The sequence below is a fragment of the Fibrivirga algicola genome (assembly GCF_011742925.1).
Lineage (GTDB): Bacteria > Bacteroidota > Bacteroidia > Cytophagales > Spirosomataceae > Fibrella > Fibrella algicola.
This window is the reverse complement of record NZ_WAEL01000006.1, coordinates 439238-465091: the sequence shown is the minus strand read 5'-3', so window position 1 is coordinate 465091 and position 25854 is coordinate 439238. Positions and strand designations below refer to the sequence as shown.

Annotated in this window: 16 protein-coding genes; all 16 read left to right on the top strand. The window is 52.8% G+C overall.

What is annotated here, in order from left to right:
• The first annotated feature begins 9 nt into the window (after positions 1-9).
• Complete coding sequence (locus tag F7231_RS18120; protein WP_166692945.1) at positions 10-1689, top strand: endo-1,4-beta-xylanase; 1680 nt, start codon at positions 10-12, stop codon at positions 1687-1689.
• Positions 1690-1887: 198 nt separating this feature from the next.
• Positions 1888-5937: a two-component regulator propeller domain-containing protein gene (locus tag F7231_RS18115; RefSeq protein ID WP_166692944.1), complete on the top strand. Its 4050-nt coding sequence runs from the start codon at positions 1888-1890 to the stop codon at positions 5935-5937.
• A gap of 150 nt (positions 5938-6087) precedes the next feature.
• Positions 6088-8583 (top strand): glycoside hydrolase family 95 protein, encoded by a 2496-nt coding sequence (locus F7231_RS18110; RefSeq protein WP_166692943.1) that lies wholly within the window; start codon positions 6088-6090, stop codon positions 8581-8583.
• 47 nt (positions 8584-8630) lie between these two features.
• On the top strand, positions 8631-10304 hold the full coding sequence (locus tag F7231_RS18105; RefSeq protein WP_166692942.1) for a glycoside hydrolase family 43 protein: 1674 nt from the start codon (positions 8631-8633) through the stop codon (positions 10302-10304).
• 111 nt (positions 10305-10415) lie between these two features.
• Positions 10416-10937, top strand: coding sequence for a VOC family protein (locus tag F7231_RS18100; protein WP_166692941.1), 522 nt, complete (start codon positions 10416-10418; stop codon positions 10935-10937).
• Between the two features lie 24 nt (positions 10938-10961).
• A complete protein-coding gene (locus tag F7231_RS18095; RefSeq protein ID WP_166692940.1) occupies positions 10962-12533 on the top strand; it encodes a glycoside hydrolase family 43 protein in 1572 nt (523 codons plus the stop codon).
• A 13-nt stretch (positions 12534-12546) separates the two neighbouring features.
• The gene (locus tag F7231_RS18090) at positions 12547-14505 is read left to right on the top strand and encodes a glycoside hydrolase family 97 protein (protein ID WP_229370063.1); all 1959 of its coding nucleotides are present in this window, start codon (positions 12547-12549) and stop codon (positions 14503-14505) included.
• Between the two features lie 105 nt (positions 14506-14610).
• Positions 14611-15885, top strand: coding sequence for a glycoside hydrolase (locus tag F7231_RS18085; protein ID WP_166692939.1), 1275 nt, complete (start codon positions 14611-14613; stop codon positions 15883-15885).
• Positions 15886-15922: 37 nt separating this feature from the next.
• On the top strand, positions 15923-17890 hold the full coding sequence (locus F7231_RS18080; RefSeq protein WP_166692938.1) for a family 43 glycosylhydrolase: 1968 nt from the start codon (positions 15923-15925) through the stop codon (positions 17888-17890).
• A gap of 56 nt (positions 17891-17946) precedes the next feature.
• Positions 17947-18801: a sialate O-acetylesterase gene (locus F7231_RS18075; protein ID WP_166692937.1), complete on the top strand. Its 855-nt coding sequence runs from the start codon at positions 17947-17949 to the stop codon at positions 18799-18801.
• A gap of 122 nt (positions 18802-18923) precedes the next feature.
• Complete coding sequence (locus F7231_RS18070) at positions 18924-19814, top strand: alpha/beta hydrolase (protein ID WP_166692936.1); 891 nt, start codon at positions 18924-18926, stop codon at positions 19812-19814.
• 44 nt (positions 19815-19858) lie between these two features.
• The gene (locus F7231_RS18065; RefSeq protein ID WP_166692935.1) at positions 19859-20986 is read left to right on the top strand and encodes an esterase; all 1128 of its coding nucleotides are present in this window, start codon (positions 19859-19861) and stop codon (positions 20984-20986) included.
• A gap of 66 nt (positions 20987-21052) precedes the next feature.
• Positions 21053-22216: an alpha/beta hydrolase gene (locus tag F7231_RS18060; RefSeq protein ID WP_166692934.1), complete on the top strand. Its 1164-nt coding sequence runs from the start codon at positions 21053-21055 to the stop codon at positions 22214-22216.
• Between the two features lie 13 nt (positions 22217-22229).
• Entirely contained in the window at positions 22230-23306 is a 1077-nt protein-coding gene (locus F7231_RS18055; RefSeq protein ID WP_166692933.1) for an esterase, read from the top strand.
• Between the two features lie 31 nt (positions 23307-23337).
• Positions 23338-24456, top strand: a complete 1119-nt coding sequence (locus F7231_RS18050) for an alpha/beta hydrolase-fold protein (protein ID WP_166692932.1) — start codon at positions 23338-23340, stop codon at positions 24454-24456.
• 117 nt (positions 24457-24573) lie between these two features.
• A complete protein-coding gene (locus F7231_RS18045) occupies positions 24574-25833 on the top strand; it encodes a family 8 glycosyl hydrolase (RefSeq protein ID WP_166692931.1) in 1260 nt (419 codons plus the stop codon).
• The last annotated feature ends 21 nt before the right edge of the window (positions 25834-25854 follow it).

The following is a 25854-nucleotide window of genomic DNA, read 5'->3' as shown; positions in this document are numbered from 1 at the left end:
TAGCGCATCATGACATCCTCATTGAAAACGATAACCCTGCTGACGCTCCTGGCTGCGTGGTCGGCAGCCTGTCGGCCCGATAAAGGCGATTTCGTGCTGGCCAAGCCCGAAAGCATTGCCATGCTGGAGCCAGTCAACAAATACGCCACCTTAAAGACGTACCTGAACCCGGCCAGCACCCCCAATTTCAAGTTGGGCGCGGGCGTAGCCCTGGCCGACTACATGGCGCGGGGCGTGGCCTACCGCATGATCAACAGCAACTTCAACGACATTACGCCCGGCTACGACATGAAGCACGGGGCCGTGGTAAAGTCGGATGGCAAGCTGGATCTGACCAACGTCACTAACCTGCTCAAGGCAGCGCAGGCGGCTGGCGTTAGTGTGCACGGACATACCCTCGCCTGGCACGCCAACCAGAACGCTTCTTACCTCAACAGCCTGCTGCTTGCCGGTGTCGACTTCGACCCGACCGACAAACGGGTGAACTACATCAACGGCTCGTTCGAACAGAACCAGACCGGATGGAACTCGTTGGGAGCGGCCAGCACACGCGACATCGTTAGCAGCGGGCTGGTAGGCGCGAAAAGTCTGCGCTACACACATGCCGCCAAAGCAAACCCCTGGGATGCCCAGCTAGCCGCCGACTTCACGACCGCCCCTGTTCCGGTGGGTGAGTACACGCTCTCGTTCTTCGTCAAGTCTGACGCGCCGGGCAAATTCCGGTGTTCAACCGTGGGAACGGGTGCCGACGTACAGTACCAGCCCGACGTGATTACCACACCAAACTGGCAGTACGTGGAGTGGAATATCAAATCGGCGGGTGCATTGCAGGCCTTGCGTTTTGACATGGGGACCACCCCAGGTACATATTACCTCGACGAGGTTCGGCTGAACCCCCGATCGACCCAGTACCGGAAGCCCGTTATTCTTCAGTTGAGCGCCGACGAGAAAACGCGCATCATCGGGGGAGCCATGGACAAATGGATTACGGAGATGGTGAGCCAGACTAAATCGTATGTGAAAGCCTGGAACGTGGTCAACGAGCCAATGGACGACGCCAAACCGACGACCCTGAAAACCGCCGCAGGCCGGACCACGCTAGCTACAGATGAGTTCTACTGGCAGGATTACCTGGGCAAAGATTACGCGGTCAGAGCGTTTAAACTGGCCCGTTTGAACGGCAACGCAGATGATGTACTGTTTATCAATGACAATAATCTGGAAGCTAACCTGGACAAATGCAGAGGGCTGATCGAGTATGTCAATTACATCGAGGCCAACGGTGCTAAGGTGGACGGTATCGGTACCCAGATGCACATGACGCTGGACACGAAGCGCGAGAACATCGACCAGATGTTTCAACTGCTGGCGGCTACGGGCAAGCTGATCAAAATTTCCGAACTGGACATAGCCATTGGAAACGGCATCAAAACGGCCGCTGCAACTACCGCCCAGTATAAGGCGCAGGCCGATCTGTACGAGTACGTGATCAAAAAATACATGGAGCTTGTACCGGCCAAACAACGCTACGGCATTACGATGTGGAGCCCGATGGATAGTGCCGATGCAGCAACATGGCGGGCTGGAGAGCCGATTGGTCTCTGGAAACGCGATTACAACCGAAAACTGTCATACGGTGGTTTTGCCAACGGATTGGCCGGCCGCGATATAAGTGCAGAATTTAAATAAGGAGTAACGCACCCGACATATTGATTGACCCCGTTGTTTTTCGTCATTCCGCCTGCCCGGTGGGGTGACGAAAAATGTCGTTTTAGCCCGTCACAGTCTGGCTGTTTGGTTTTTTGAAGTATAAAGCTGGATAAAAACCATATAGCAACGTAGCCCCGCTGGCGGCACTATCAACTAAGCAACTCATCGTTACCCTATATGGCTTGTAAACGTTTGCTCTTACTGCTTTGGCTGTGGTGGCCGTGTATCGCTTTGGCCCAGTCGGGCAAGCTGTTCACGGTTGAAACGGGGCTGTCGGGTAGTCTGGTAACAGACATCCATCAGGACCGGAATGGGTTTGTCTGGATTGCGACCGAAGACGGCCTCAATCGATTCGATGGTATCAAATTCACCGTGTATCGACACGATAAAACGGATTCGTCGAGCCTGTTGAACAATCAGGTTCATGCGCTCCTTGGCGATAAAAACGGCCGTATGTACGTCGGTTCCATTCAGGGACTACAGTACTACGACCCGGCAACCGAGGCTTTTCATCGGATCCCACTGATCCTCCCTTCAGGCATATCGATCAGCGCTAATGTCTCTACAATCTGCCAGCGAAAAAACGGCGAGGTGCTGGTAGGTACGTCTGGGCACGGCACCTTCAGATTAGGGCGAAAAGGCGGCACGCTAGTAGGACAAAAAATCCAGACTAACGCACCCAGTGAACTGATTATTAAGCTACTGGAAGACAACGAGCAAAATTTATGGGTATCAACGGAAGATAAAGGTCTGTATCGATTCAGCAGCCAGTCAGTAAACGCCTACTTCGTCTCAAAGAAATCACAAAACAACGTCATTAGCAGCATCTGCCAGGACAGCTACGGCCGGCTGTTTGTGGGCAACATGAGCAGTGGGTTATACCGTTTCGACCCAGCCGGTAAAACGTTTATTCCGATTCCCTATAACGGACGCACCGACTTACCGGTCGCCGACTTGCTTGTAAATCGGAACAACCAGATCGTGGTGGCCACCAGCGGGAAGGGTATGAAGTATTTCGACCCGGTATCTAACAACATTCTTGATCTGGAGCCCAGCGTAACAAGTTTCGATTTTTCGCGGTCGAAGGTGAACACCATGCTGGAAGATAAAGCGGGTAATATCTGGATCGGCATCTATCAGAAAGGCCTGCTACTTCTGGCAGGCAACACCAATCGGTTCGGCTACATTGGCTACAAATCAGTCAGCCGGAGATCAATTGGGTCGAGTGCCGTGATGGCGCTGGCACACGATAGTCAGGGAACGCTCTGGGTAGGCACCGATAGCGACGGTCTGTATGCGTTGCCGGCCGGCGGCAACGCGAGCGTACACTACCAGACCGATAAAGAAGGCGGTACGGCTCCGTCAAACATTCTGGCGATCCACGAAGATTCGCAAAAAAATCTCTGGTTGGGTTCTTATCTGAATGGCTTGTCCCGATTCGACCGAAATACCGGCAAAAGCACATACATAACCAAACTGATTGATAAGCGGGGCGACAACGTACAGCGGGTGTTCAGCATCAGAGAAGATGCCCGGCAACGGCTCTGGATTGCCACCATGGGTTCGGGTATGTTCCGGATGGATCTGAATACAGGGACCGTCAAAAATTTCGACGCTCTTCCGGGAAAGCTATACCGACCCGAATTGAATTACCTGCCCAATAGCTGGATCAACTGCCTGCTGGTAACAAAAGACAACAAACTGTTTATCGGCACTTTTGACGGACTCGGCTGCCTGGATCTGGACACCGAAAATTTTGTCTCTACGCTGGGCACCAATCGGCTGCTTCCCGGCACAGTAGTGTATTCTCTCTTCGAAGACGACAAGGGCAATTTATGGATAGGTACGTCGCAGGGCTTAAAAAAAATGAACCGCTCATCGAAAAAAATCACCTCTTTCGATGCGGATAATGGCTTGCCAAGTAACCTGATCTGGGCCATACGGGGAGATAGACTGGGAGACCTATGGCTCAGCACCAACCGTGGCCTATCGAAGATGAATGTAGAAGGCAGCACATTCACCAACTTCTATTCGTCGGATGGCTTGCAGGGCAATGAATTCAGCCGGGGGGCCTCACTGATCAGCAGTACCGGCGAATTGTATTTCGGCGGTGTAAACGGCGTGACCTACTTTAAGCCCGCCGAAATTCGTGTGGCCAACAAGCGCCTGGCGGTACAAATCGTTGACCTGTACATTCGGGATAAACCCGTCAAAAAAGGTACCCAATCGGGCAGCTTTCAGGTTGTTGATACGACCGTGACAAACGCCAGAGAATTTAACCTGGCACATCACGACAATTCGTTCACGCTAGAATTTTCCACAATGGATTTTGTGGATGCGGAACGCGTTTCATATCAATATTCTATCAACAATAATGCGTGGGAAGAATTAAGGCCGGGAAGCAACCGGTTAACATTCGACAATTTGGCTCCTGGCAGTTACGAATTTCGGTTACGCGCAAAATTCAATGACGATCTTTCTCCCATCCGTCAGGTGGCGGTCATTATTCACCCGGTTTGGTATTTATCAGTTTGGGCAAAATTTATTTATGCTGGGGTAGCCTTGCTGCTTGCAGTAGTGATTGCCCGAACGATCAGGAATCGTCAACGCATAAAAAAAGAAGTACTGGCTCACCAGCGGCAGGAAGAGATTAACGAGGCCAAGCTTCAGTTTTTTATCAATATAGCCCACGAAATTCGTACGCCGCTGACCCTTGTTGTTAGTCCATTACAAAAACTCATTAACAACGACCAGGATGAAGAACGTAGCCACTTGTATACGATCATGGGGCGTAACACGAAACGAATACTCGATCTGGTGAATCAGTTGATGGATATTCGTAAAATAGAGAAGGGTCAAATGGCCCTGCAGCTTACCAATGTAGAGATGACACAGTTCACGAAGGAGATCTGTCAACTTTTCGAAGAACAAATTCAGGCAAAACAAATCCAATTCATTACTGATTTCCCAGCCGATCACGTTTTTTCCCGCATTGATCCCCATAATTTTGATAAAGTTCTGATCAATGTCCTGGCCAATGCGTTCAAATTTACCCCAGCCGGGGGCCATATCCGGGTCGCATTGAGTATAACCAGGGGCCAGACAGTCAATGAGCTGCCTGCTCTGGCGATAGCTATCGAAGACTCGGGGCATTGTATCAGTGAACAGGAGACCGAACAAATATTTGAGTGCTTCTATCAATCAGAAGACCACCGGGGCTATAATCAGCAGGGAACGGGCATTGGCCTGCATTTAGTAAAGCAATTGGTTGAACTGCATGGCGGCACGATCAGAGCTGAAAACATGGACCCCGTCGGTTGCCGTTTTCTACTGCTAATTCCCGTTGAATCTACTGTCGATGAAACACTTGCTCCCGCGATCGAACTTCCACCTGGTCAGCTGCCTGCATTGCTATCAGCGGAAACTGACCAGCCCGAAGCCAGACTCAGGAAGAAGGCGCGGCGCATAGTTATTGCAGACGACGACAGCGAAATATGCACGTATCTTGCCGAGGAATTATCAAACGAATACACCGTTTTTGCCTACCCTAATGGAGAAGATGCGTATAAAGGTATCCTGAAAGAAAAACCTGACCTTGTGGTTAGCGATGTAATGATGCCCGTGATGGACGGAATGACTCTATGCCGAAAGCTGAGGGCCAACCCCCTGATCAACCACATCCCAATTATTTTACTAACAGCTAAAACAGAGGAATCAAGCAATGCACTGGGTCTTGAGTTGGGGGCCGACGCCTACATCACAAAACCGTTTAATATCGATATTCTCTTAAAGACAATTAAGAGCTTGATAAAAAACCGGCAGCTTATTCGAAATAACGAAAGTGAACAACAATATCAGGCAGAATTTATTTCGAAAATAACGATCAAATCAGCCGATGTCAAGTTGCTAGAAAAAGTACACTTACTGATCAATAAAAATATAGCCAATCCGGAACTGAGTGTTGAAATGATTGCCAGCGAGATTGGTATAAGTCGCGTTCATTTACATCGAAAATTAAAAGAACTCACTAATTCAACGACGCGGGATTTGATACGTACTATTCGTCTGAAACAAGCGGCTACTTTACTGGCGACGAAAGGACTGACCGTATCGGAAGTAGCCTTTGCAACCGGCTTTGCCAACGTCAATAATTTTTCGGTGTCGTTCAAGGAGTTACACGGCGTATCGCCCGCCAGGTACGCTGAGCAACATCTTGTGAAACAGTGAGCTTGTACAGATAAATTATTGGCAAGAGGATTATAATTGATGAGTAAATGGCTTATCTACCTCGTAGCGCATATTTCGCAGTCACAGAGACACAGAAAATGTCGTGCTTGCTGCTTTTTATCTACAAATGATACCATTTCCTACACGCAAATGACCTTTTTTAATTCCATTTTCATAATAACGGCAAGGAGACAATGCGTCGTTTTTTTCCTGCTGATCATCACGACGGCTAGTTTCGCGCAAACGAAGTCTCCGCTGAAACTTTGGTACAATAAACCTTCGGGGCAAACCTGGGAAAATGCCCTGCCCGTTGGCAATGGCCGACTGGGTGCGATGGTATACGGCAACGTACCCAGAGAGACTATCCAGCTCAACGAGCACACCGTCTGGAGCGGCAGCCCGAACCGCAACGATAACCCCGATGCGCTGGCGGCCCTGCCCGAAGTGCGGCGACTGATTTTCGACGGCAAGCAGAAAGAAGCAGAGCAGTTGGCCAACAAAGCCATGCTGTCTAAAAAGTCGCAGGGGCAGATGTTTCAGCCGGTAGGGAGCCTTCACCTGACGTTCGACGGGCATGAAAAGTACACCAGCTATTACCGCGACCTGGACATTGAGCGGGCCGTTGCCAAAACAACGTACACGGTGAATGGGGTCACCTACACCCGCGAAGTACTGGCCTCGATGCCCGACCAGGTGCTGGTAGTGCGGCTTACGGCCAGCCAGCCGGGCAAGCTATCGTTTAAGGCTTCTTACTCGACTCCACAGGCTAATTCGGTGCTAAAAACAACGCCCGATAAAGACCTGACCATTGCTGGCACCACATCAGATCACGAAGGCGTGAAAGGGATGGTCCGGTTCAAAGGCATCGCCCGTATAAAAGCAGAAGGCGGCTCGCTGACGGCCAACGACACCTCACTGACGGTACAAGGCGCAAACGCCGCGACGATTTACGTGTCGATCGCCACTAATTTCGTTACCTACAAAGACATCAGCGCCAATGAAAACGCGCGCGCAGCAACGTACCTAAGTAAGGCGTATGCCAAGTCGTATGCCAGCCTGGCACAGGCCCATACAGCGGCCCACCAACGCTATTTCAACCGGGTCAGGCTAGACCTGGGCACTACCGACGTGGCGGCGCGGCCGACCGATGAACGACTGGCCAATTTCCGCTCGGTCAATGACCCGCATCTGGTCACGCTCTACTATCAATACGGCCGCTATCTGCTGATCTCATCGTCGCAGCCCGGCGGTCAGCCCGCCAACTTACAGGGGATCTGGAATAACAGGATGCGGCCACCCTGGGACAGCAAGTACACGATCAACATCAACGCCCAGATGAACTACTGGCCGGCCGAAAAAACCAATCTGGCCGAGCTGCACGAGCCATTTTTGCAGATGGTACGCGACATGTCAGAAACCGGCCAGGAAACAGCGCGGATCATGTACGGCGCACGCGGCTGGATGGCCCATCACAACACTGATATCTGGCGGGCAACGGGTGCCGTCGACGGCGCCCTCTGGGGCATGTGGGTAGCCGGTGGCGGCTGGACCAGCCAGCACCTGTGGGAACACTACCTGTATAGTGGCGACAAGAAGTTTCTGGCCTCAGCCTACCCCATTCTGAAAGGAGCAGCCCGGTTCTATGCCGATTATCTGGTCGATCACCCCAGGTACCACTGGCTGGTGGTCAACCCAGGTACGTCGCCCGAAAACGCACCCAAAGCCCACGGCGGTTCGTCGCTGGATGCAGGCACCACCATGGATAACCAGATTGCGTTCGATGTATTCACCACGACGATTCGGGCGGCTGAACTGCTGAGACAGGATGCCGCTTTTGTGGATACGCTGAAGCAAATGCGCAGTAAACTGCCCCCGATGCACATTGGTCAGCACGGGCAGTTGCAGGAATGGCTGGAAGACATTGACGATCCAAACGACAAGCACCGCCACATTTCGCATCTGTACGGCCTGTTTCCGTCGAACCAGCTGTCGCCTTACCGAACGCCCGAGCTATACAGTGCGGCCCGCACCTCCCTCGTTCACCGGGGCGATGTATCGACGGGCTGGAGCATGGGCTGGAAAGTGAACTGGTGGGCGCGCCTGCAGGACGGGAACCATGCCTACACGCTCATTCAGAATCAGCTTACGCCGCTGGGCGTCACGAAAGAAGGGGGCGGCACCTACAACAACCTGTTCGATGCCCACCCGCCGTTTCAGATCGACGGTAACTTCGGCTGCACCTCGGGCATCACCGAGATGCTGATGCAAAGCGCCGACGGCGCGATTCATCTGCTGCCCGCTCTGCCCGACGTTTGGCCAACCGGCAGCATCAGGGGCCTGCGGGCCATTGGTGGGTTCGAAGTGGTAAACATGGAGTGGAACGGAGGCAAGCTAACAAAAGTCGACATCAAATCGAACCTGGGCGGCAACCTCCGTGTACGTACCCCCAACGCGCTGAAAGCGAGTAAAGGCGTTGCGCTGAAGCAGGCTTCCGGCCCGAACCCCAATCCGTTTTACGTCACCGAAAATACGCCGACACCGATCGTATCCGCTAAAGCCAGCCTTGCGCCTCCCGTGCTGAAAGGTGCCAACCTATACGATCTGGCAACCCAGCCCGGCAAGGTATATTCGCTGGTGATGTACTAACGCCCCTATTTACCAGTACCAGTCAGATTTTTTAGCTTATCAACTACATGCGTAAATACTTGATTTCGGCCGTTTGTACGGCACTTTGCGTTATACTGAGCCACTCCCTGTGGGCTCAAACCACGCTGACAAACCCCATCCTGACCGGCTTTTACCCTGATCCAAGCATCGTGCGGGTGGGGTCTGACTATTATTCGGTACATTCCACGTTTTCGTATTTCCCGGGTTTACCGATCATGCACAGCCGCGACCTGAAAAACTGGAAGCAAATCGGCAATGTGATCAACCGTCCATCGCAAATGGAGTTCATGGGTGAGCGTATGACGCGCGGTCTGTTTGCCCCGGCCATTAGTTATTACAAAGGGACGTTCTACGTCACCTGCACCGACATTGACCACGATGGCAATTTTGTCGTAACGTCCAAAAATCCGGGGGGGCCTTATAGCAACCCGGTAAAAATTCCGCAGGTAAAAGGAATTGACCCCTCCATTTATTTCGATGAAGAAACCGACAAAGCCTACATCATTTACAACAGTGATGCACCCGATCGCAAACCGCTGTATTCGGGCCACCGCACCATCCGGATGTACGAGTTCGACTACAAGAATCTAACGGTACTGGGCGAAGAAAAGCAACTGGTAAATGGTGGCGTAGACCTCTCAAAAAAGCCAGTTTGGATCGAAGGACCCCATATTTTGAAGCATAACGGTTGGTACATCCTGTATGCGGCCGAAGGTGGAACCTCTGTCAATCACTCGCAGGTGGCATTGCGCAGCCAAGATATTTGGGGACCTTACGTACCGTTTGACGGCAATCCGGTGCTGACGCAACGAGGTTTACCAGCCGACCGACCCAACCCGATTACGTCGGCCGGGCACGCTCAATTTATCGAAGGTCCCGATGGCAATTGGTATTCGATTTTCCTGGCGGTACGTCCCTACGAAGGCGATTTTTATAACACCGGTCGTGAAATGTTCATCGCTCCGCTAACGTGGGTAAACGATTGGCCGATGATCGAACACGGCGAGAAAGCCATTGCGTATCAATACAAGACCAACATCAAAGAAGTAAAACAGAAAGGGGCGTTGCCACAAAGTGGTAACTTCGAGTATACGATGACGTTTGACAAAGGGCTTGATCTATCAATGCTTTTTTTGAGAACCGTAGATAGCAGTTCGTTTAAAACGTCAAAGGCCAATGGATTGACGCTTAAGCTCAAACCGGAAACAATTTCAGAAGCCGGCAATCCTTCATTTGTGGGTAAGCGTCAGCAGCATTTGACAAGCACCGCCGAAACTGAACTACGCTTTTCGCCAAAAACGGATAATGAAAAAGCGGGTTTGGTGATTTTCCAGGATGAACGCCATTTCTACTTCGCGGCCAAATCAAAAAAGGATGGTAAAGACGTGGTTCAGTTGTTCAAGAGCAAAGACAAAGCGCTGGAATTAATCACCGAAGTGCCTTTACCTGCTTCGACTGCGAAGGTGAATTTCAAACTACAGTCGGACGGGGCCTTATACAGTTTCTACTACTCGACCGATGGAAAGAACTGGACCTTGTTGAAAGATCAGGTTGATGGCAAATTTTTGAGCACCAAAGTGGCCAACAGCTTCATTGGTTGCGTGTATGGCCTGTATGCCACATCATCGGGCGAAAAATCTGAGAATTCGGCTTCGTTCAAGTTCCTGAAATACAAAGGCGACGATCCCATGTATAAGTAGTAAATAAAGTGGTCGGGCTTGTTTTGCCCATTCAAACGCCCGGCCGCTGCGCTTTAGTCAAATCGGGGTACTACTCGCCCATTAACCCACCTTCACAAACCAAGCAAAGGGATGAATACTATAGTTAAATGTGTCAAAATAACACTATTGGTAATTAGCTGTATAGTAACCGCCTATTGTCAGTCTAACTTCTCAAGTAAAACCATCGGCGTGGGGGTCGTGGTCGCCGACATCGACCGCTCGATCGACTTCTACGTAAATGGCATCGGCATGGTTAAGACTGGCAGCTTCACTATCAACGAAGAGTTCGGCAAACGCTCCGGCCTGAGCAACGGCGTAGCTACGAACGTGACCATGCTGAAGCTCGAGAACAGCCCCGAAGCTACTGACTGGAAACTAATGAGCTTCGGGAAAAAGTCGCCACATCCGAAGGCCAATTACATTCAGGACGATACGGGTGTGCAGTACATCACCATTCAGGTAAAAGCCCTGCAACCGATCATCGACCGGCTGACCCAGATGAAAGTACCCTTCCGGGGCAGTACCCCCACACCCCTGAATGCCAAAGCTCACTTTGTGCTTGTACAGGACCCCGACGGAACATTCATCGAACTAATCGGTCCCCTTCAATAGAGTTCGATCATCTGTATACATCCCATGAAAAACAAGTTGTTTCAATACAGCCTGCTAACACTGCTGCTGTTCAGGTACGTTGCCCTGATGGCGCAAACGGCCCAGAACCCGGTGGTTTTCGCCGACGTACCCGATCTGGCCATGATTCGGGTGGGTAACACCTACTACATGAGTAGCACCACCATGCATATGAGCCCGGGGCTGCCGATCATGAAGTCGAACGACCTGATCAACTGGCAGTTGGTGGGTTACGCCTATGATACGCTGACAACGGTAGACGCCATGAGCCTGAACAACGGCAAAAGCACTTACGGTCGCGGATCGTGGGCCAGCAGCCTGCGCTACCACAAGGGCACGTACTACGCGACAACCTTTGCGCAGACCAGCGGCCGGACCCACGTGTACACTACCAAAAACATCGAGAAAGGCCCCTGGAAAGAGCTATCCTTCAAACCGTCGTACCACGACCACAGCCTATTTTTCGACGACGATGGCCGAACGTACCTGATTTACGGCGCGGGTAAGCTCCGACTGGTCGAGCTAAATGCTGATGCGTCAGGCGTGAAGCCCGGCACCACCGAGCAGGTCATCATCGAGAACGCCAGCACGCCATCGGGTACGGGCGGAGGTCTACCCGCTGAAGGATCACAACTCTTCAAGGTCAACGGCAAATACTACCTCTTCAACATCTCGTGGCCACGTGGCGGCATGCGGACGGTCATCATCCACCGGGCCGACAAAATCACCGGCCCGTGGGAAGGGCGTGTGGCCTTACAGGATATGGGCGTGGCGCAAGGCGGGCTGATCGACACGCCCGATGGAAAATGGTATTCGTACCTGTTCCGCGACTTTGGTGGAGTAGGCCGCATTCCGTACCTGGTGCCCGTCGAGTGGAAAGACGGCTGGCCGGTATTGGGCGAAAACGGCAAAGTGCCCCAAACGCTTAACCTGCCCGCCAGCAAAGGGCTGATTCCCGGTATCGTGAACTCCGATGAATTCACCCGCAAAAAAGGCGACCCTGCTCTCCCGCTGGTTTGGCAGTGGAATCACAACCCCGACAATAGGCTCTGGTCGGTGTCGGATCGGAAAGGCTTTCTTCGCCTGAAAACTGGCCGAACGGATACCTCGTTCGTGATGGCTCGCAACACGCTGACCCAGCGTACTATCGGCCCAGAGAGTTCAGGAGTCACGATGCTGGATGTGTCGAACCTGAAGGACGGTGATTTTGCCGGGCTGAGCCTGCTGCAAAAGAATTATGGGCTGGTGGGTGTGAAAATGGAGAACGGCGCAAAATCGATTGTGATGGTCAACGCCAGTCCGGGCAAGCCGGTGGAAGTGCAGCGCGTTCCGCTGAACCAGAAAACGGTTTACCTGAAAGCCGAATGCGATTTCCGCGACCGCAAAGACACCGCCCATTTCTTCTACAGCCTCGATGGTACCACCTGGACAGCCATTGGCGAAGCGCTGAAAATGCCGTATACCATTCCGCACTTTATGGGCTATCGCTTTGGTCTGTTCAACTACGCTACTACGCAAACAGGCGGCTTCGCCGACTTCGATTTCTTCCGAATTGAGCCTAAAATTTCTGGACAATAGCGTCCACTCGTTTATGAAAAATAAACTGAACTATACATTTCTTCTTTTTCTAATAATTCCATTTTGGGCTAGCGCGCAGCCTGCCAATTCGGTAGTAAGTAGCCCGAATGGGAAATTGCTGGTCACCTTGTCGCTCGACAATGGGAAGCCAGCCTACAGCGTGTCGCTGAATGGCAAATCGTTTGTCGTGAAGTCCCCACTCGGTTTAAAAACGAATGTGGGCGATTTCACGGAAGGACTATCCGTGGGGAAAGCGCTGGCGATCAGCAAGCTTGACAACACCTACGAGTTGCCGAACATCAAGCAGAGCAGGGTGCATTACGTGGCTAATGAAGGCGTCATTTCGTACTCGAAAGACAATGCTTCGGCCATCGACATTACGTTCCGGGTGAGCAACAACGATGTGGCGTTCCGATACAAAGTGTATCCGCAAAAGGCGTCCCGTTCCTGCGTGATCAATGAAGAAAAAACGGGCTTTACGTTTCCAGCCGGTACCACCACGTTTCTGTCGGCGCAAAGCAAAGCGATGGTGGGTTTTGCCCGGACCATGCCCAGCTACGAGATCCCATATACGGTCGACGATACGTTGGGCAAAAACGGACGGGGTAATGGCTACACATTCCCCTGCTTATTCAAGGTCAATACCAACGGCTGGGTCTTGGTTTCAGAAACGGGCGTTGACAGCCGCTACTGTGGCAGCCGCCTGATTGGCCATACTGACGGCCTGTATACGATTGGCTTTCCGATGCCCGATGAAAACAACGGCATCGGCACGTCGGCGCCGGGTATTCCCCTGCCCGGCGAAACGCCCTGGCGTACCATTACTGTCGGCGAGACGCTGTCTCCCATCGTTGAAACCACCGTCCCCTTCGATGTGGTTGAACCGCGCTACGAGGGGTCTCAGACATACGAGTACACCAAGGGAAGCTGGAGCTGGATCATTGGCATGGACGGCCGAACAGTGTATAATGAACAAGTTCGGTACATCGATTTCAGTGCGGCGATGGGCTACAAAACCATTCTGGTTGATGCCTTGTGGGACACGCAAATTGGAAAGGATAAAATAGCTGAACTGGCCAAATATGGGGCCAGCAAAGGGGTTAGCCTGTATTTGTGGTACAATTCAAACGGCTACTGGAACGACGCTCCCCAGGGGCCACGTGGCATCATGGACAACACAATCGCCCGTAGGAAGGAAATGGCCTGGATGAAGAAGATCGGCGTGAAGGGAATCAAAGTCGATTTCTTTGGTGGGGATAAGCAGGAGACCATGAAGCTGTACGAAGACATTTTGTACGACGCCAACGACTTCGGCATCCTGTGCATTTTTCACGGCTCTACACTTCCCCGGGGCTGGGAGCGGATGTACCCCAACTATGCTGCCAGCGAAGCCGTTCTGGCCAGCGAAAATCTGGCTTTTTCGCAGGGAAGTAATGACAGAGAAGCGTTCAATGCCACCCTGCACCCATTCATCCGCAACACCGTGGGCAGCATGGATTTTGGCGGCAGTGCGCTCAATAAATTCTACAACGCCAACAACACGCCCAACCGTGGCTCAAAACGCGTGACATCCGACGTGTACGCACTGGCAACGGCGGTGTTGTTTCAGAGCGCCGTGCAGCATTTTGCGCTGGCGCCCAACAACCTCACCGACGCGCCGGACTGGGCCATCAACTTTATGAAAACGGTGCCCACCACCTGGGACGAAGTTCGCTTCATTGACGGCTATCCAGGCAGGTACGTTGTGTTGGCTCGTCGGCAGGGTAGAAAATGGTACGTAGCCGGGGTGAATGCTCAGAAAGAACCCATTAAACTGAAACTGAAATTACCTATGCTTACTGCTGGTGCTGAGTACAAGCTCTACAGCGACGATGCGCAATTGACGGGCAAGGTGACCACGGCCAAACTGCCCAAAAATCAGGAAGTGGAGTGGGTGATTCCGACAAACGGAGCCGCTCTTTTAGTGAATTAACAGGTATTTGCTCAAGGTGGCTTTCGACAGAACTGATACTCATAGCGCGTGTGCCAGACAACAGATACCCCGCTCTTAACAAGATATTCCCCCTTCCTAAACCTCATGAAAACTATTGTCAAAAGCGTCCTTCTGCTCGGTGTGCTGATCGGTTGTAGTAAACCCGCCGAAGAGCCGGCCGCAGTGTCTGTAGTTAAAGTAGACGTGCTGCCGCAAACCACCTTCCAGACAATTACAGGATTCGGAGGGGCCAACCGAATGTGGGGCACTGCGTCGCTAAAGCCGTCCGAAGCGCAAAAAGCCTTTGGCGTCGGCGATAACGAGTTAGGCCTGAGCATGTTCCGGGTGCGGTTATCGTCGAATAAAAGTGAGTGGCCAATCATTGTCGAAGCCGTCAAGGAAGCCAATAAGCGGAACGTGAAAGTGCTGGCCAGTCCGTGGTCGCCACCACCGGCGCTGAAAGACAACAAAAGCGATGTCCGGGGTATGTTGCTGCCCGAAAACTACAAGGCCTTCAAAGATTACATCAACGAATACCTGGCCTACATGACCAGCAACGGGGCTAAAATCGACGTAGTCTCGATTCAGAACGAACCTGACTGGAAGCCCACCTACGAATCGTGCGACTGGACGGCTACCGACATGATCAACTTCCTGAGGGCCCCCGGTCAGATCGTTGGTGCCAAAGTGGCGGCTCCCGAGTCGCTCAACTTCAATCAGCAGATGACCAACGCGCTGTTGTCAGATGCAGAGGCATCCAAGAAGTTCGACATCATCGCGGGGCATTTGTATGGCGGGGGGATTGGTAAATTCCCGCTGGCCGAGCAGCAGAACAAGGAAATCTGGATGACCGAGTTTTTGCTGAACCTCGACACGGGTAACGCCGGAGCCGCGAAGTGGAGCACCTATTCGGAGAGTGCCAAATGGACCGAAACGCTGAAAATGCTGGGGACGATTCACGACGCCATGTCCAACAACTGGAACGCCTATATCTGGTGGTACTTACAGCGTTACTATTCATTCATTGGCGACGGCGAAGAAGGGACAGTGAATGGCGAGGTACTGAAACGGGGTTATGCGTTTTCGCATTTCTCAAAGTTTGTACGGCCGGGTTCTGTCCGCATCGACACGCAGGCGAGCGGGAATTATTACCTCAAAATGACCGCCTATAAGAACGGCACGCAGACCGTTGTCGTGGTGATTAACCCGACCACGTTTGCGGTAAAGAATGTACAGTTCAACGGGCTCACGCCAACATCGGCCACCACCTATACCACCACAGAAACAGCGAATCTGGCGAAGCAAACGCTGACGGTCAGCAACAAAGCTGTGACGCTCGATATTCCGGCAAGTAGCGTTACCACCTTGATCGTCAATTAGTAAATCAACTACGCAGTGTGGGAAATTCTGAACACGAATGAAAAGCAATAAGCTCTCTACTCTGCTGTTAACCGCAGCGTTCCTCTTACCTGGTGTTACCCTGTTGGCGCAGAGCAACACGGGGGATAGATCTGTTTACAACGAGGTAAAGACATATGTCAACCCCGTTTTGCCCGGCGATCACCCCGACCCGACCATGCTACGTGTGGGCGACGATTTTTACCATTGTGGGTCGAGCTTTCATTTCACGCCTTACCTGCCCATTTACCATTCTAAAGACATGGTGCATTGGGAGGTTATCAGCCGCGTGGTGCCGCCCACGGCCAGTTTTGTCACTGACCGACAATCGGCGGGTATCTGGCAGGGAGCGATCACCTATTTCTACGGCTCCTACTGGATCTACTTCTCGGCCAACGGACAGTGGTTCTCCAAAGCCAGCGACCCAAAAGGGCCGTGGTCGGAACCGGTGCGGGTGAAGGGCGACCCGAAAACAGGGCCGCTGGGCTATGACAATTCCATTTTTGTTGATGACGACGGTAAGCCGTACATGATCATCAAGAACGGCCAGAAAACAAACCGGATTCAGGAGTTGGGGCGCGACGGGCAACTGACGTCTTCGGTCATTGATCTAGACTGGGTCAACGCCAAACTCCAGTACAGCTGGGCCGAGGGGCCGGTGATGTGCAAGCGAAACGGCTACTACTATTATTTCCCGGCGGGCGACGTATCGGGCGGGCAGTACGCCATGCGTGGCAAAGCCCTCACCGCCGACTCGACCCAATGGGAACGTTTGGGTAATTTCTTCAAACCCATCACCGATCCCAAAACAGGCTTCCGGCGTCCGAACCATATTTCAGCCCCCATTCAGCTGGCTGATGGGACCTGGTGGACAATTGGTCAAAGCTACGAAAAGCCGCTCCAGGGAGCTGATTGGTCGGGCATGGGCAGGCAGACGAGCCTATATCAGGTGATTTGGGAAGATGAGCGTCCTTGGGGAGCGGCACCTACCACGAAGCCTGTACCAAAGCCCAACCTGCCCCAATCGAACATTCTGTGGCGCAGTGCCCAGTCTGACCAGTTCGATCGCGAAACGTTGTCGATGAACTGGCATTTTTTGAACAAACGGGCCGCCAACCGCTATTCTCTGTCGGAACGCAAAGGCTGGGTACGTCTCTCGCCCGACACCGCCCGCGTCCACCTGCTGCAGAAGGAAACAGACCACTATTATTCCGCCGTAACCCGCGTTGACCTCAATGCCGGGGATGCAGCCACAAAGGCTGGTTTGTACCTGACCAACGGGAATCAGAAAGTGTTTATCCAACTCTACAGCGGCTTCGACAACGGCAAGAAACTCGTTTTCAAACTCGATACGGCCATGCGCTCGGTTCCCAATTCAGTCGGTAACGTGGTTTGGCTGAAAGTGGAGCGGAACGAACACCAATTGACCGGCTACTACAGCGGTGACGGAAAGAAATGGACAGCCATAGGCGCGCCCATCAGCGCGGTGAGTCTCGATAAGGTGCAGCCCAACTACAATTCATGGGTGGGTACCAGTGTAGGCTTGTTCGCCGAGGGTAAACCCGCCGACTTTGACTTTTTCGTCTGCAAAGACGGCTTCTCTCCTCTCCCGGCCGTGGGCTACAGCAATTACTACGGCATTGAAAAAGTAGGCGAGGCGACTGAGGCTGGCGTCACCAATGATTCCGATCAGGGCGGCTGGTTCATGCTGTCGGGGGTTGATCTGGGTAGCGAAAAAGACGCGGCTAAACAGATTCAGGTCCAGCTATCGGCCGCCACATCAGGTACGTTGGAGCTATGGCTCGACGATCTGACCACGGGGAAAAAGATGGCCAGTCTGTCGTTCAAATCAACCAGGGGGAAGGCCAACTGGAAAACGGTAAGCCAATCCATCAAGGGTATCTCAGGCCATCACGATGTGTTTGTAAAATTTCCGGCCGGACAGGTCAACGTGGCCACAATCAAAGCCCTTCAATTCCAAAAGTAGGCACTCGTAATCAGCGTCTTTGTGCAAATTCTAAACGTCCTAAACCAAATAAATCCATGAAAAAGCGAATTGGTAGCTTCCTGATGATCGGGCTCTTTCTACTGAGTCTGAACGCCGTTGCGCAGGATAAAAACTTTTACATTTTCCTCTGTTTCGGGCAATCGAATATGGAAGGTAACGCCCGAATTGAAGCGCAGGACACCGTCAATGTGAATCCCCGTTTTCAGGTGATGGAAGCAGTGGATTGCCCGGCCATCAACCGGACGAAAGGCAACTGGTACACCGCCAAACCGCCCCTCTGCCGCTGCCGCACGGGGCTTACTCCCGCCGATTATTTTGGCCGCGAGCTGGTAGCTAATCTACCCGAAAAAGTCCGCATTGGCATAATCAACGTCGCGGTGGGCGGCTGTAAGATCGAGTTGTTCGACAAGGATCAGTATACCTCATATACCACCAACGTACCTGGCTGGATGAAAAACTTCATCGGGGAGTACGGCGGAAACCCTTACGGTCGACTGGTCGAAATGGCGAAGCTGGCGCAGAAAGACGGAGTCATTAAAGGCATTCTGCTGCATCAGGGCGAGTCGAACACGGGCGATACGCTCTGGACCAAAAAGGTAAAAGTGGTGTACGATAACCTGATGAATGACCTGGACCTGAAACCCAAAAAAGTGCCGCTGCTGGCCGGTGAAACGGTCAACGCTGATCAGAATGGCAAATGCGCGAGCATGAACAAGATCATTGCCACGCTCCCGCAAACGATCAAAAATTCGCACGTGATCTCGTCTGCGGGTTGTACCGACTCGTCCGACGACCTGCATTTCAATGCCGCCGGTTATCGGGAGTTGGGTAAACGCTACGCTACCCAAATGCTGTCGTTACTGGGGTACAAACCGACCGCGACGAATTAGTAAAGGCCGGTCCGCCGTCCTCCACACAGATGAACACCTTGCGTGTAATGTCATCGGGCAAATTCAGCTAAACACCTACCAATATGAAACCCATTAGCTTATCCACAGTACGCAGAAGAACAATGACAGTCACCGCGTTGGTTAGCTGTCTAGTCGCTTTTGCTGCTAACGCCCAGGAAATCATTCCGCTGTATAGTGCTGCGGTGCCGAATTCGAAACCGTCTGATGTGCAGGAATCGGGAGCAGAATCGGGCGTTTATAAGGGCATTACCAAGCCCACGCTGGAATACTTCAAACCAGCCCCAGGCAAAGCGTCTGGCGCAGCCGTAATCATCATTCCTGGTGGCGGCTACGGCGTTGTGGTGTATAAGGGTGAGGGCGTCGGCACGGCGAAAGCGCTGGCCGAAAAAGGGATCGCGGCTTTTGTACTCAAGTACCGCTTGCCCAGCGACGCCATCATGCCCGACAAAAAAATAGGGCCGTTGCAGGATGCGCAACAGGCCATTAAACTGGTCAGGGAGAGTGCCGCCAAATGGGGGATCGATCCCGGCAAGGTAGGTATCATGGGCTTTTCGGCGGGCGGTCATCTGGCTTCGACGGCTGCCACGCATTTCGAGAAAGCGTATGTCGAGAATGGCAACGGGACCAGTTTACGCCCCGATTTCCAGATACTGGTTTATCCCGTCATCAGCATGCGCGATAGCCTGACGCACGGCGGCTCGCACGACGCGCTGTTAGGCAAAAACCCGTCACGGCAGGATGTTGATCTGTTTTCCAACGAGCTACAGGTACGTGCCAATACGCCCCCAACCTACCTGACCCACGCAGCCGATGATAAGCTGGTCGACGTAGACAACAGCATCATGTATTTCGAAACCCTACGACGCCAGAAAGTGCCTGTCGAAATGCACGTGTACCCCAAAGGTGATCACGGTTTCATCTTCCGGCACCCCGGCTGGATGGAGCCGCTGTTCGCGTGGATGAAATTGAACAACTGGCTTACTGCCAACTAATTTTTTGCCCCCCTACCTGAGAACTTCCTAAACCTTAGTAAACCATGAACCAACAATTAATTCGTCAAATCTGGCTCGTCTGGGCCGTATTCGGCCTGTCCGTCGGGGCTTTAGCTCAGCCACCCGGAGGACCAGTCGTGGTATCGCCCCAGGTGAACGCCGACAATACGGTCACGTTTCGGTTGCAGGCTCCCGCTGCCAAAGAAGTGAAGCTAAATGCTCAGTTCGAGAAGGCACCCGTCGCCATGACCAAAGATGCGCAGGGTGTCTGGAGCGTGACGGTCGGCCCCGTAAAGCCGGATATGTATCCGTATTCGTTTGTGGTCGACGGTATTCCGGTAGCCGATCCCAAAAACTCCGCCATCTTCCCGAACGAAGGATTTCAGAACAGCGTGGTCGAAATAACCGGTTCGACGCCCTTAGTTCATACCCTTCAAAATGTACCTCACGGCACGTTGTCGTACCGGTACTACACCTCGCCCGAACTAGGTCAAAGGCCCGTGGTGGTCTATACCCCACCCGGCTACGAAACCGATACGAAAACAACGTACCCAGTGCTGTACCTTCTCCACGGCACCACGGACCTGGAAGAAACCTGGACGAAAGTGGGCCGCGCCAACATCATTCTGGATAACCTGATTGCACAGCGCAAGGCTAAACCCATGATTATCGTGATGCCTTACGGTAGGGCGTATCCGGTGATTAGCAAGTCGTCGGGAAGCCTTCGCAATTGGGACAATCTACAGGAATTCAAGAAAGACTTTCTAGGCAATCTGTTCCCGTTTGTCGAGACCAATTACCGGGTAAAAAAGAATAAGGACAGCCGGGCTATTGCTGGTTTTTCGGGTGGCGGTGGCGAAACGCTGTACCTCGGCCTAAACAACCCTGACCTGTTTAGCTGGGTTTGCGGCTTTGCGCCCGGCATGCTGAAAGAAGAGTTTGACCGCAACAACGCCACGGCGTTTGCCAACCCCGCCCAAATCAATCAGCGGCTAAAGCTATTCTGGATCGGCGTCGGAAAAGACGATGGCCTGTACCCGGTCATCAACGAGTACCTGAAGGTGCTCGACGAGAAGAAGATCAAACATGAAACGCTGATTTCTGACGGTGGCCATACCTGGATGAACTGCAAGCTTTACCTGTCGACCATCGCCCAGAAATTATTCCAGTAAACCATTAACGAGTACCCATTCCCTAAAACCCTACACTGGCTTCAGTGTCATTCTCTGAACGTAGCTATGCACACAAAAACACGTAGACGCCTGCTGCTCGGCTGGTCAGCAGGGCTGCTGGCAACCGGGCTGGCTGTAGCCCAACCGCCCCGCGGTCCGTTGGTGGTGTCGCCCCAGGTGAACGCCGACAAGACCGTTACCTTCCGCTATCAGGCTCCGCAGGCTAAAGCGGTGGAACTGAGCGCGCAATTTGAAAAAGCGCCGGTTGCCATGACCAGAGATGCGCAGGGTATCTGGAGTGCGACGGTCGGGCCTGTCAAGCCTGACATTTACCCGTACAACTTTCGGGTGGATGGCGTATCCGTGATGGACCCTGCCAACGTTGCGTTTTTTCCGAACGAACGCTTCAAAGCCAGCCTGGTCGACGTACCCGGCGATCAACCGCTGGTTCACGCCATGAAGGACGTACCCCACGGCTCGATCAACTACGAGTATTACCCGTCGATGGAGGGCACAACGGGCTCGGTCGTCGTCTATACGCCACCGGGTTACGACCAGAATCCGTCGAAGAAGTATCCGGTCTACTACCTCATCAGCGGCACGACCGATACGGAAGAGACCTTCTTCAAAGTCGGCAAAACCAACCTGATTCTGGATAATCTGCTGGCCGAAGGAAAGGTGAAACCGATGATCATTGTGATGCCGTACGGCAACATAGCGGCTCGTGTAGCCGAGCAAAAAGGGGGCTCAAAACCTACCGACCCGACCGTTCGCGATGGGGCCGATGCGGTGAAACGGGCCAACGATTTCACGACTGATCTGGTGAGCAACGTCATTCCGTACGTCGAGAAGAACTACCGGGCCATCGCCAACCGCGAGAATCGGGCTATTGGCGGCTTCTCGCGCGGGGGCGGCCAAACGCTTCGGGCGGCCTTCAGCAACATGGACAAGTTTGCGTATGTGTGCGCCTACAGTTCGTACCTGTCGCCCGAAGAAATGGAGCGGAACTACAAACCGCTGGTTACCAACCCGACCGACACCAACAAGAAATTAAAATTAATGTGGGTCAGCGTGGGTAAAGAGGACTTTTTGTACAAAGACACGGCTGCATTCATGGACTACCTGAAGGCGAAGCAACTGAATTACAAAAGCCTGATCACCGACGGAGGCCATACCTGGATGAACGTGAAAACGTACGTTGCCGCCACCACGCCACTGCTATTCCGCTAAACCCTACCGAACCATGAACTGTATTTTATCTATTCTGCTGGTTGCTGTTTTGGGAGTTTCGGCCGTAGCCCAGCAACGCCCGCCCGCCATCAGTTCGCCTGATGTGCATAAAGACCACAGCATCACGTTCCGGTTCTTTTCCCGAAGTGCGAAAAAGGTGACGGTTTCGGGTGAGTTTCTATCGGCACCCGTCGCCATGACCAAAGACTCGTCGGGTATCTGGAGCGTGACGGTGCCGCCGGTAAAGCCCGACATTTACCCGTACAGCTTCATGGTCGACAGTGTGTCAATTGCCGACCCGAGCAACACGTACATCTTTGCCAACGAGCGCTTCAAACGCAGCATTGTCGACATACCCGGCGATCAGCCGCTGGTGCATTCGTTGCAGAACGTACCCCACGGCAAGATAAGCTACCGCTACTACAAGTCAGGTACGTTGGGTGTCACCCGACAGTTGCTGGTCTACACCCCGCCGGGTTTCAACCCCAACGGCAAAACGAAATACCCGGTGCTGTACCTGATTCACGGCGGCTCTGATACCGAAGAAACCTGGACCAAGGTGGGTCAGGCCAACCTGATTGCCGATAACCTGATCGCGCAGGGGAAAGCCAAGCCCATGCTGATCGTAATGCCCTACGGCAACGTGCGTCCAGCCCCAATGCCTGATTTTACCAAAGACATGGTGAACGACATCGTGCCGTTTGTGGAAGCCAATTACCCAGTCATCAAGGAAAGCACAGGCCGCGCGGTGGCAGGCTTTTCGGTCGGTGGCGGACAGACGCTCAACATCGGCCTGACCAATCCCTCTACATTCGCCTACGTGTGCTCGTATGCGCCCTACACGGCCACCGACGAGTTCAAAGCAAACTTTACGAACTGGTCGCCGGACGCCAACAAGCTCAACAGCCAGTTGAAACTGTTCACCATCAGCGTTGGCACGGAAGACTTTCTGTACGAGCCGGTGAAGCAGAACATCGCCATGTTTACCGAGAAGAAGATCAATGTCAAACCGCTGATCGTGCCGGGTGGACATACCTGGATGAACTGCAAGCTGTACCTCGCCAATACATTACCACAACTATTCAATTGATTTAATTTTCCTAACATAAACCAATAACCAAATGATCCTCAAATCAATAGCTGTATTCGTGGTAGCCACGATGATCAGCATCAGCAGTTTTTCGCAGACCAGCCCAACAGCGGTAGCGGAGGATTTCAAGCCATCTACATTGAATCAGCCGGGGCAGGAGTACCCGCAGGTAAACTCGCAGGGCTACGCCCGATTCCGTATTTATGCCCCCAAAGCCGATAGCGTCAAAGTGAGCCTGGGCCTCGGCGGTCGGGGTGGTACCATCCTCAAAAAAGAGGCCGATGGTTTCTGGACGGGCACCACAGAAGGCCCGATGGATGAAGGCTTTCACTACTACAACGTGACTATCGACGGCGGAAAATTCAACGACCCCGGTGCCAAGAACTATTACGGCTCCGTTCGCTGGGAGAGTGGCATTGAAATCCCGGCCCACGATCAGGATTTCTACGCCCTGAAGGACGTACCCCACGGCAACGTACAGCAGATTCTCTTCCCCTCGAAAAGCACGGGTACCTCACGGCGCGCGTTTGTCTATACGCCACCGGGATACGAGAAAGACAAGTCGAAAAAGTATCCGGTGCTGTACCTGCAACACGGTTGGGGCGAAGACGAAACGGCCTGGAGTAATCAGGGACACGCAAACCTGATCATGGATAACCTGATTGCCGAGAACAAAATCAAGTCGTTCATCATCGTGATGACCTACGGCATGACCAACGAAGTGAAGTGGGGCAAAATGCGCGATTTCAAGATCGACGGTTTCCAGACGGTACTCGTCGACGAATTGGTCCCCTATGTTGATGCCAACTTCCGTACGATGAATAACCGCGATAACCGGGCGATGGCTGGTCTGTCGATGGGCGGCATGGAGACTAAAACGATCACCCTCAACAAGCCCGAGGTATTTGGCTACTACGGTCTGCTGAGCGGTGGCGTTTACGCCCCAGACGATCTCAAGGATAAAGTAAAACCAAAGCTCGTGTTTATTAGCTGTGGCGGTAAAGAGCGTCCCGATGGGGTGAATAAATCAGCCGCCGACCTGAAAGCCGCCGGTTACAATGCTGTTTCGTACGTGTCGGACAAGACAGGTCACGAATTCCAGACATGGCGTCGGAGCCTGCATGAGATGGCCCCGCTGCTGTTTAGGTAATCTTGGACCGCCAAACCTATAAGGACTAGGCGCCCCCGTCTAAGACCTTATAGGTTTAATTCAACAGACTCACCCCTAGTACGATACTCAACCTACTCTGTATTACAGACAATACAAATGAAAGGAATTTACAAGGTCAGTTTGTGGCTCATACTGGCGATGCTGTGCTGTGGCCAGCGTATCGTCTTGGGGCAAAGCAATAAGACAAGTAAGCCCACCTACCGGAACCTGTTTCGAGAAGCGGGCTACAAACAGGCTGACATCGACGCGAAACTAGCGAAGGCGTATTACGACGTATTCGAAGGGCCAAATAAGGTCTATTTTGAAGTCGGGGATACGATGGCGTATGTATCGGACGTGAAGAACAAGGATGCCCGAACTGAAGGCCTGTCGTATGGCATGATGGTGGCCGTTCAGTTGGGTAAAAAAGAGGTGTTCGACCGGATCTGGCGGTGGTCTAAAAAGTACCTCCAACACCAGAGCGGGCCACGGGAAGCCTATTTCGCCTGGAGTATCAATCCGCAGTCAATGAAGAAAAACTCGGAAGGGTCGGCGTCTGACGGTGAGTTATACTACATCACCAGTCTGCTGTTTGCGGCTAATAAATGGGGCAATAACACGGGCATCAACTACTACGGCGAGGCCCGGCGGATTCTGGATGCGATGTGGAAGAAAGACGGGACGGGCAACATCTACAACCTGATCAACACCGACGCCAAACAAATCTCGTTCGTTCCCGAAGGCGGCAACTACAAATGGACCGACCCGTCGTATCACCTGCCCGCCTTTTACGACGCATGGGTGCTGTACGCCAAAGACGGTCACGAAGCATTTTATAAAGAGTGCGCCGATACATCGCGGGTATTTCTGCATCATGCCTGTCACCCGGTGACGGGGCTCAACGCCGATTATACGGAGTTCAGCGGCAAACCGCACGACACCCGTTGGTCAGTTTCGGCCTTCCGGTACGATTCGTGGCGGGTGCCGATGAACATTGCGATGGACTACACCTGGTCGGGTAAAGACAAGGCCTGGCAGGAGGATTATGCCAAACGCTTCCAGAATTTTCTGCGCTCAAAGGGCATGGACACGTATGAAGATCAGTTTAACCTCGATGGTTCAAGACCCGAGACTATTCTTCAGGCCGGACCCGTGAAAAAGCTCCGGCACTCGCTTGGGCTGGTGTCCACGGCCGCCACGCTGTCGCTGATCAATAAAGAGCCTGATAGTCGGGACTTTGTAAAAGCCCTTTGGAACGCCAAACTGGAACCGTTCGAGGATGGCTATTTCGACCCGTATTATGATGGGCTGCTCTACGTGTTCAGCCTCATGCACCTAAGCGGTAAGTACCAGATGATCACGCCACAGGGGAAGTAACGTACCTGAATCAATTTCTAA

Bases quoted from the DNA above. Each gene is read 5' to 3' on its own strand.
- F7231_RS18120 (WP_166692945.1), top strand. From the start codon at position 10: ATGACATCCTCATTGAAAACGATAACCCTGCTGACGCTCCTGGCTGCG.
- F7231_RS18115 (WP_166692944.1), top strand. From the start codon at position 1,888: ATGGCTTGTAAACGTTTGCTCTTACTGCTTTGGCTGTGGTGGCCGTGT.
- F7231_RS18110 (WP_166692943.1), top strand. From the start codon at position 6,088: ATGACCTTTTTTAATTCCATTTTCATAATAACGGCAAGGAGACAATGC.
- F7231_RS18105 (WP_166692942.1), top strand. From the start codon at position 8,631: ATGCGTAAATACTTGATTTCGGCCGTTTGTACGGCACTTTGCGTTATA.
- F7231_RS18100 (WP_166692941.1), top strand. From the start codon at position 10,416: ATGAATACTATAGTTAAATGTGTCAAAATAACACTATTGGTAATTAGC.
- F7231_RS18095 (WP_166692940.1), top strand. From the start codon at position 10,962: ATGAAAAACAAGTTGTTTCAATACAGCCTGCTAACACTGCTGCTGTTC.
- F7231_RS18090 (WP_229370063.1), top strand. From the start codon at position 12,547: ATGAAAAATAAACTGAACTATACATTTCTTCTTTTTCTAATAATTCCA.
- F7231_RS18085 (WP_166692939.1), top strand. From the start codon at position 14,611: ATGAAAACTATTGTCAAAAGCGTCCTTCTGCTCGGTGTGCTGATCGGT.
- F7231_RS18080 (WP_166692938.1), top strand. From the start codon at position 15,923: ATGAAAAGCAATAAGCTCTCTACTCTGCTGTTAACCGCAGCGTTCCTC.
- F7231_RS18075 (WP_166692937.1), top strand. From the start codon at position 17,947: ATGAAAAAGCGAATTGGTAGCTTCCTGATGATCGGGCTCTTTCTACTG.
- F7231_RS18070 (WP_166692936.1), top strand. From the start codon at position 18,924: ATGACAGTCACCGCGTTGGTTAGCTGTCTAGTCGCTTTTGCTGCTAAC.
- F7231_RS18065 (WP_166692935.1), top strand. From the start codon at position 19,859: ATGAACCAACAATTAATTCGTCAAATCTGGCTCGTCTGGGCCGTATTC.
- F7231_RS18060 (WP_166692934.1), top strand. From the start codon at position 21,053: ATGCACACAAAAACACGTAGACGCCTGCTGCTCGGCTGGTCAGCAGGG.
- F7231_RS18055 (WP_166692933.1), top strand. From the start codon at position 22,230: ATGAACTGTATTTTATCTATTCTGCTGGTTGCTGTTTTGGGAGTTTCG.
- F7231_RS18050 (WP_166692932.1), top strand. From the start codon at position 23,338: ATGATCCTCAAATCAATAGCTGTATTCGTGGTAGCCACGATGATCAGC.
- F7231_RS18045 (WP_166692931.1), top strand. From the start codon at position 24,574: ATGAAAGGAATTTACAAGGTCAGTTTGTGGCTCATACTGGCGATGCTG.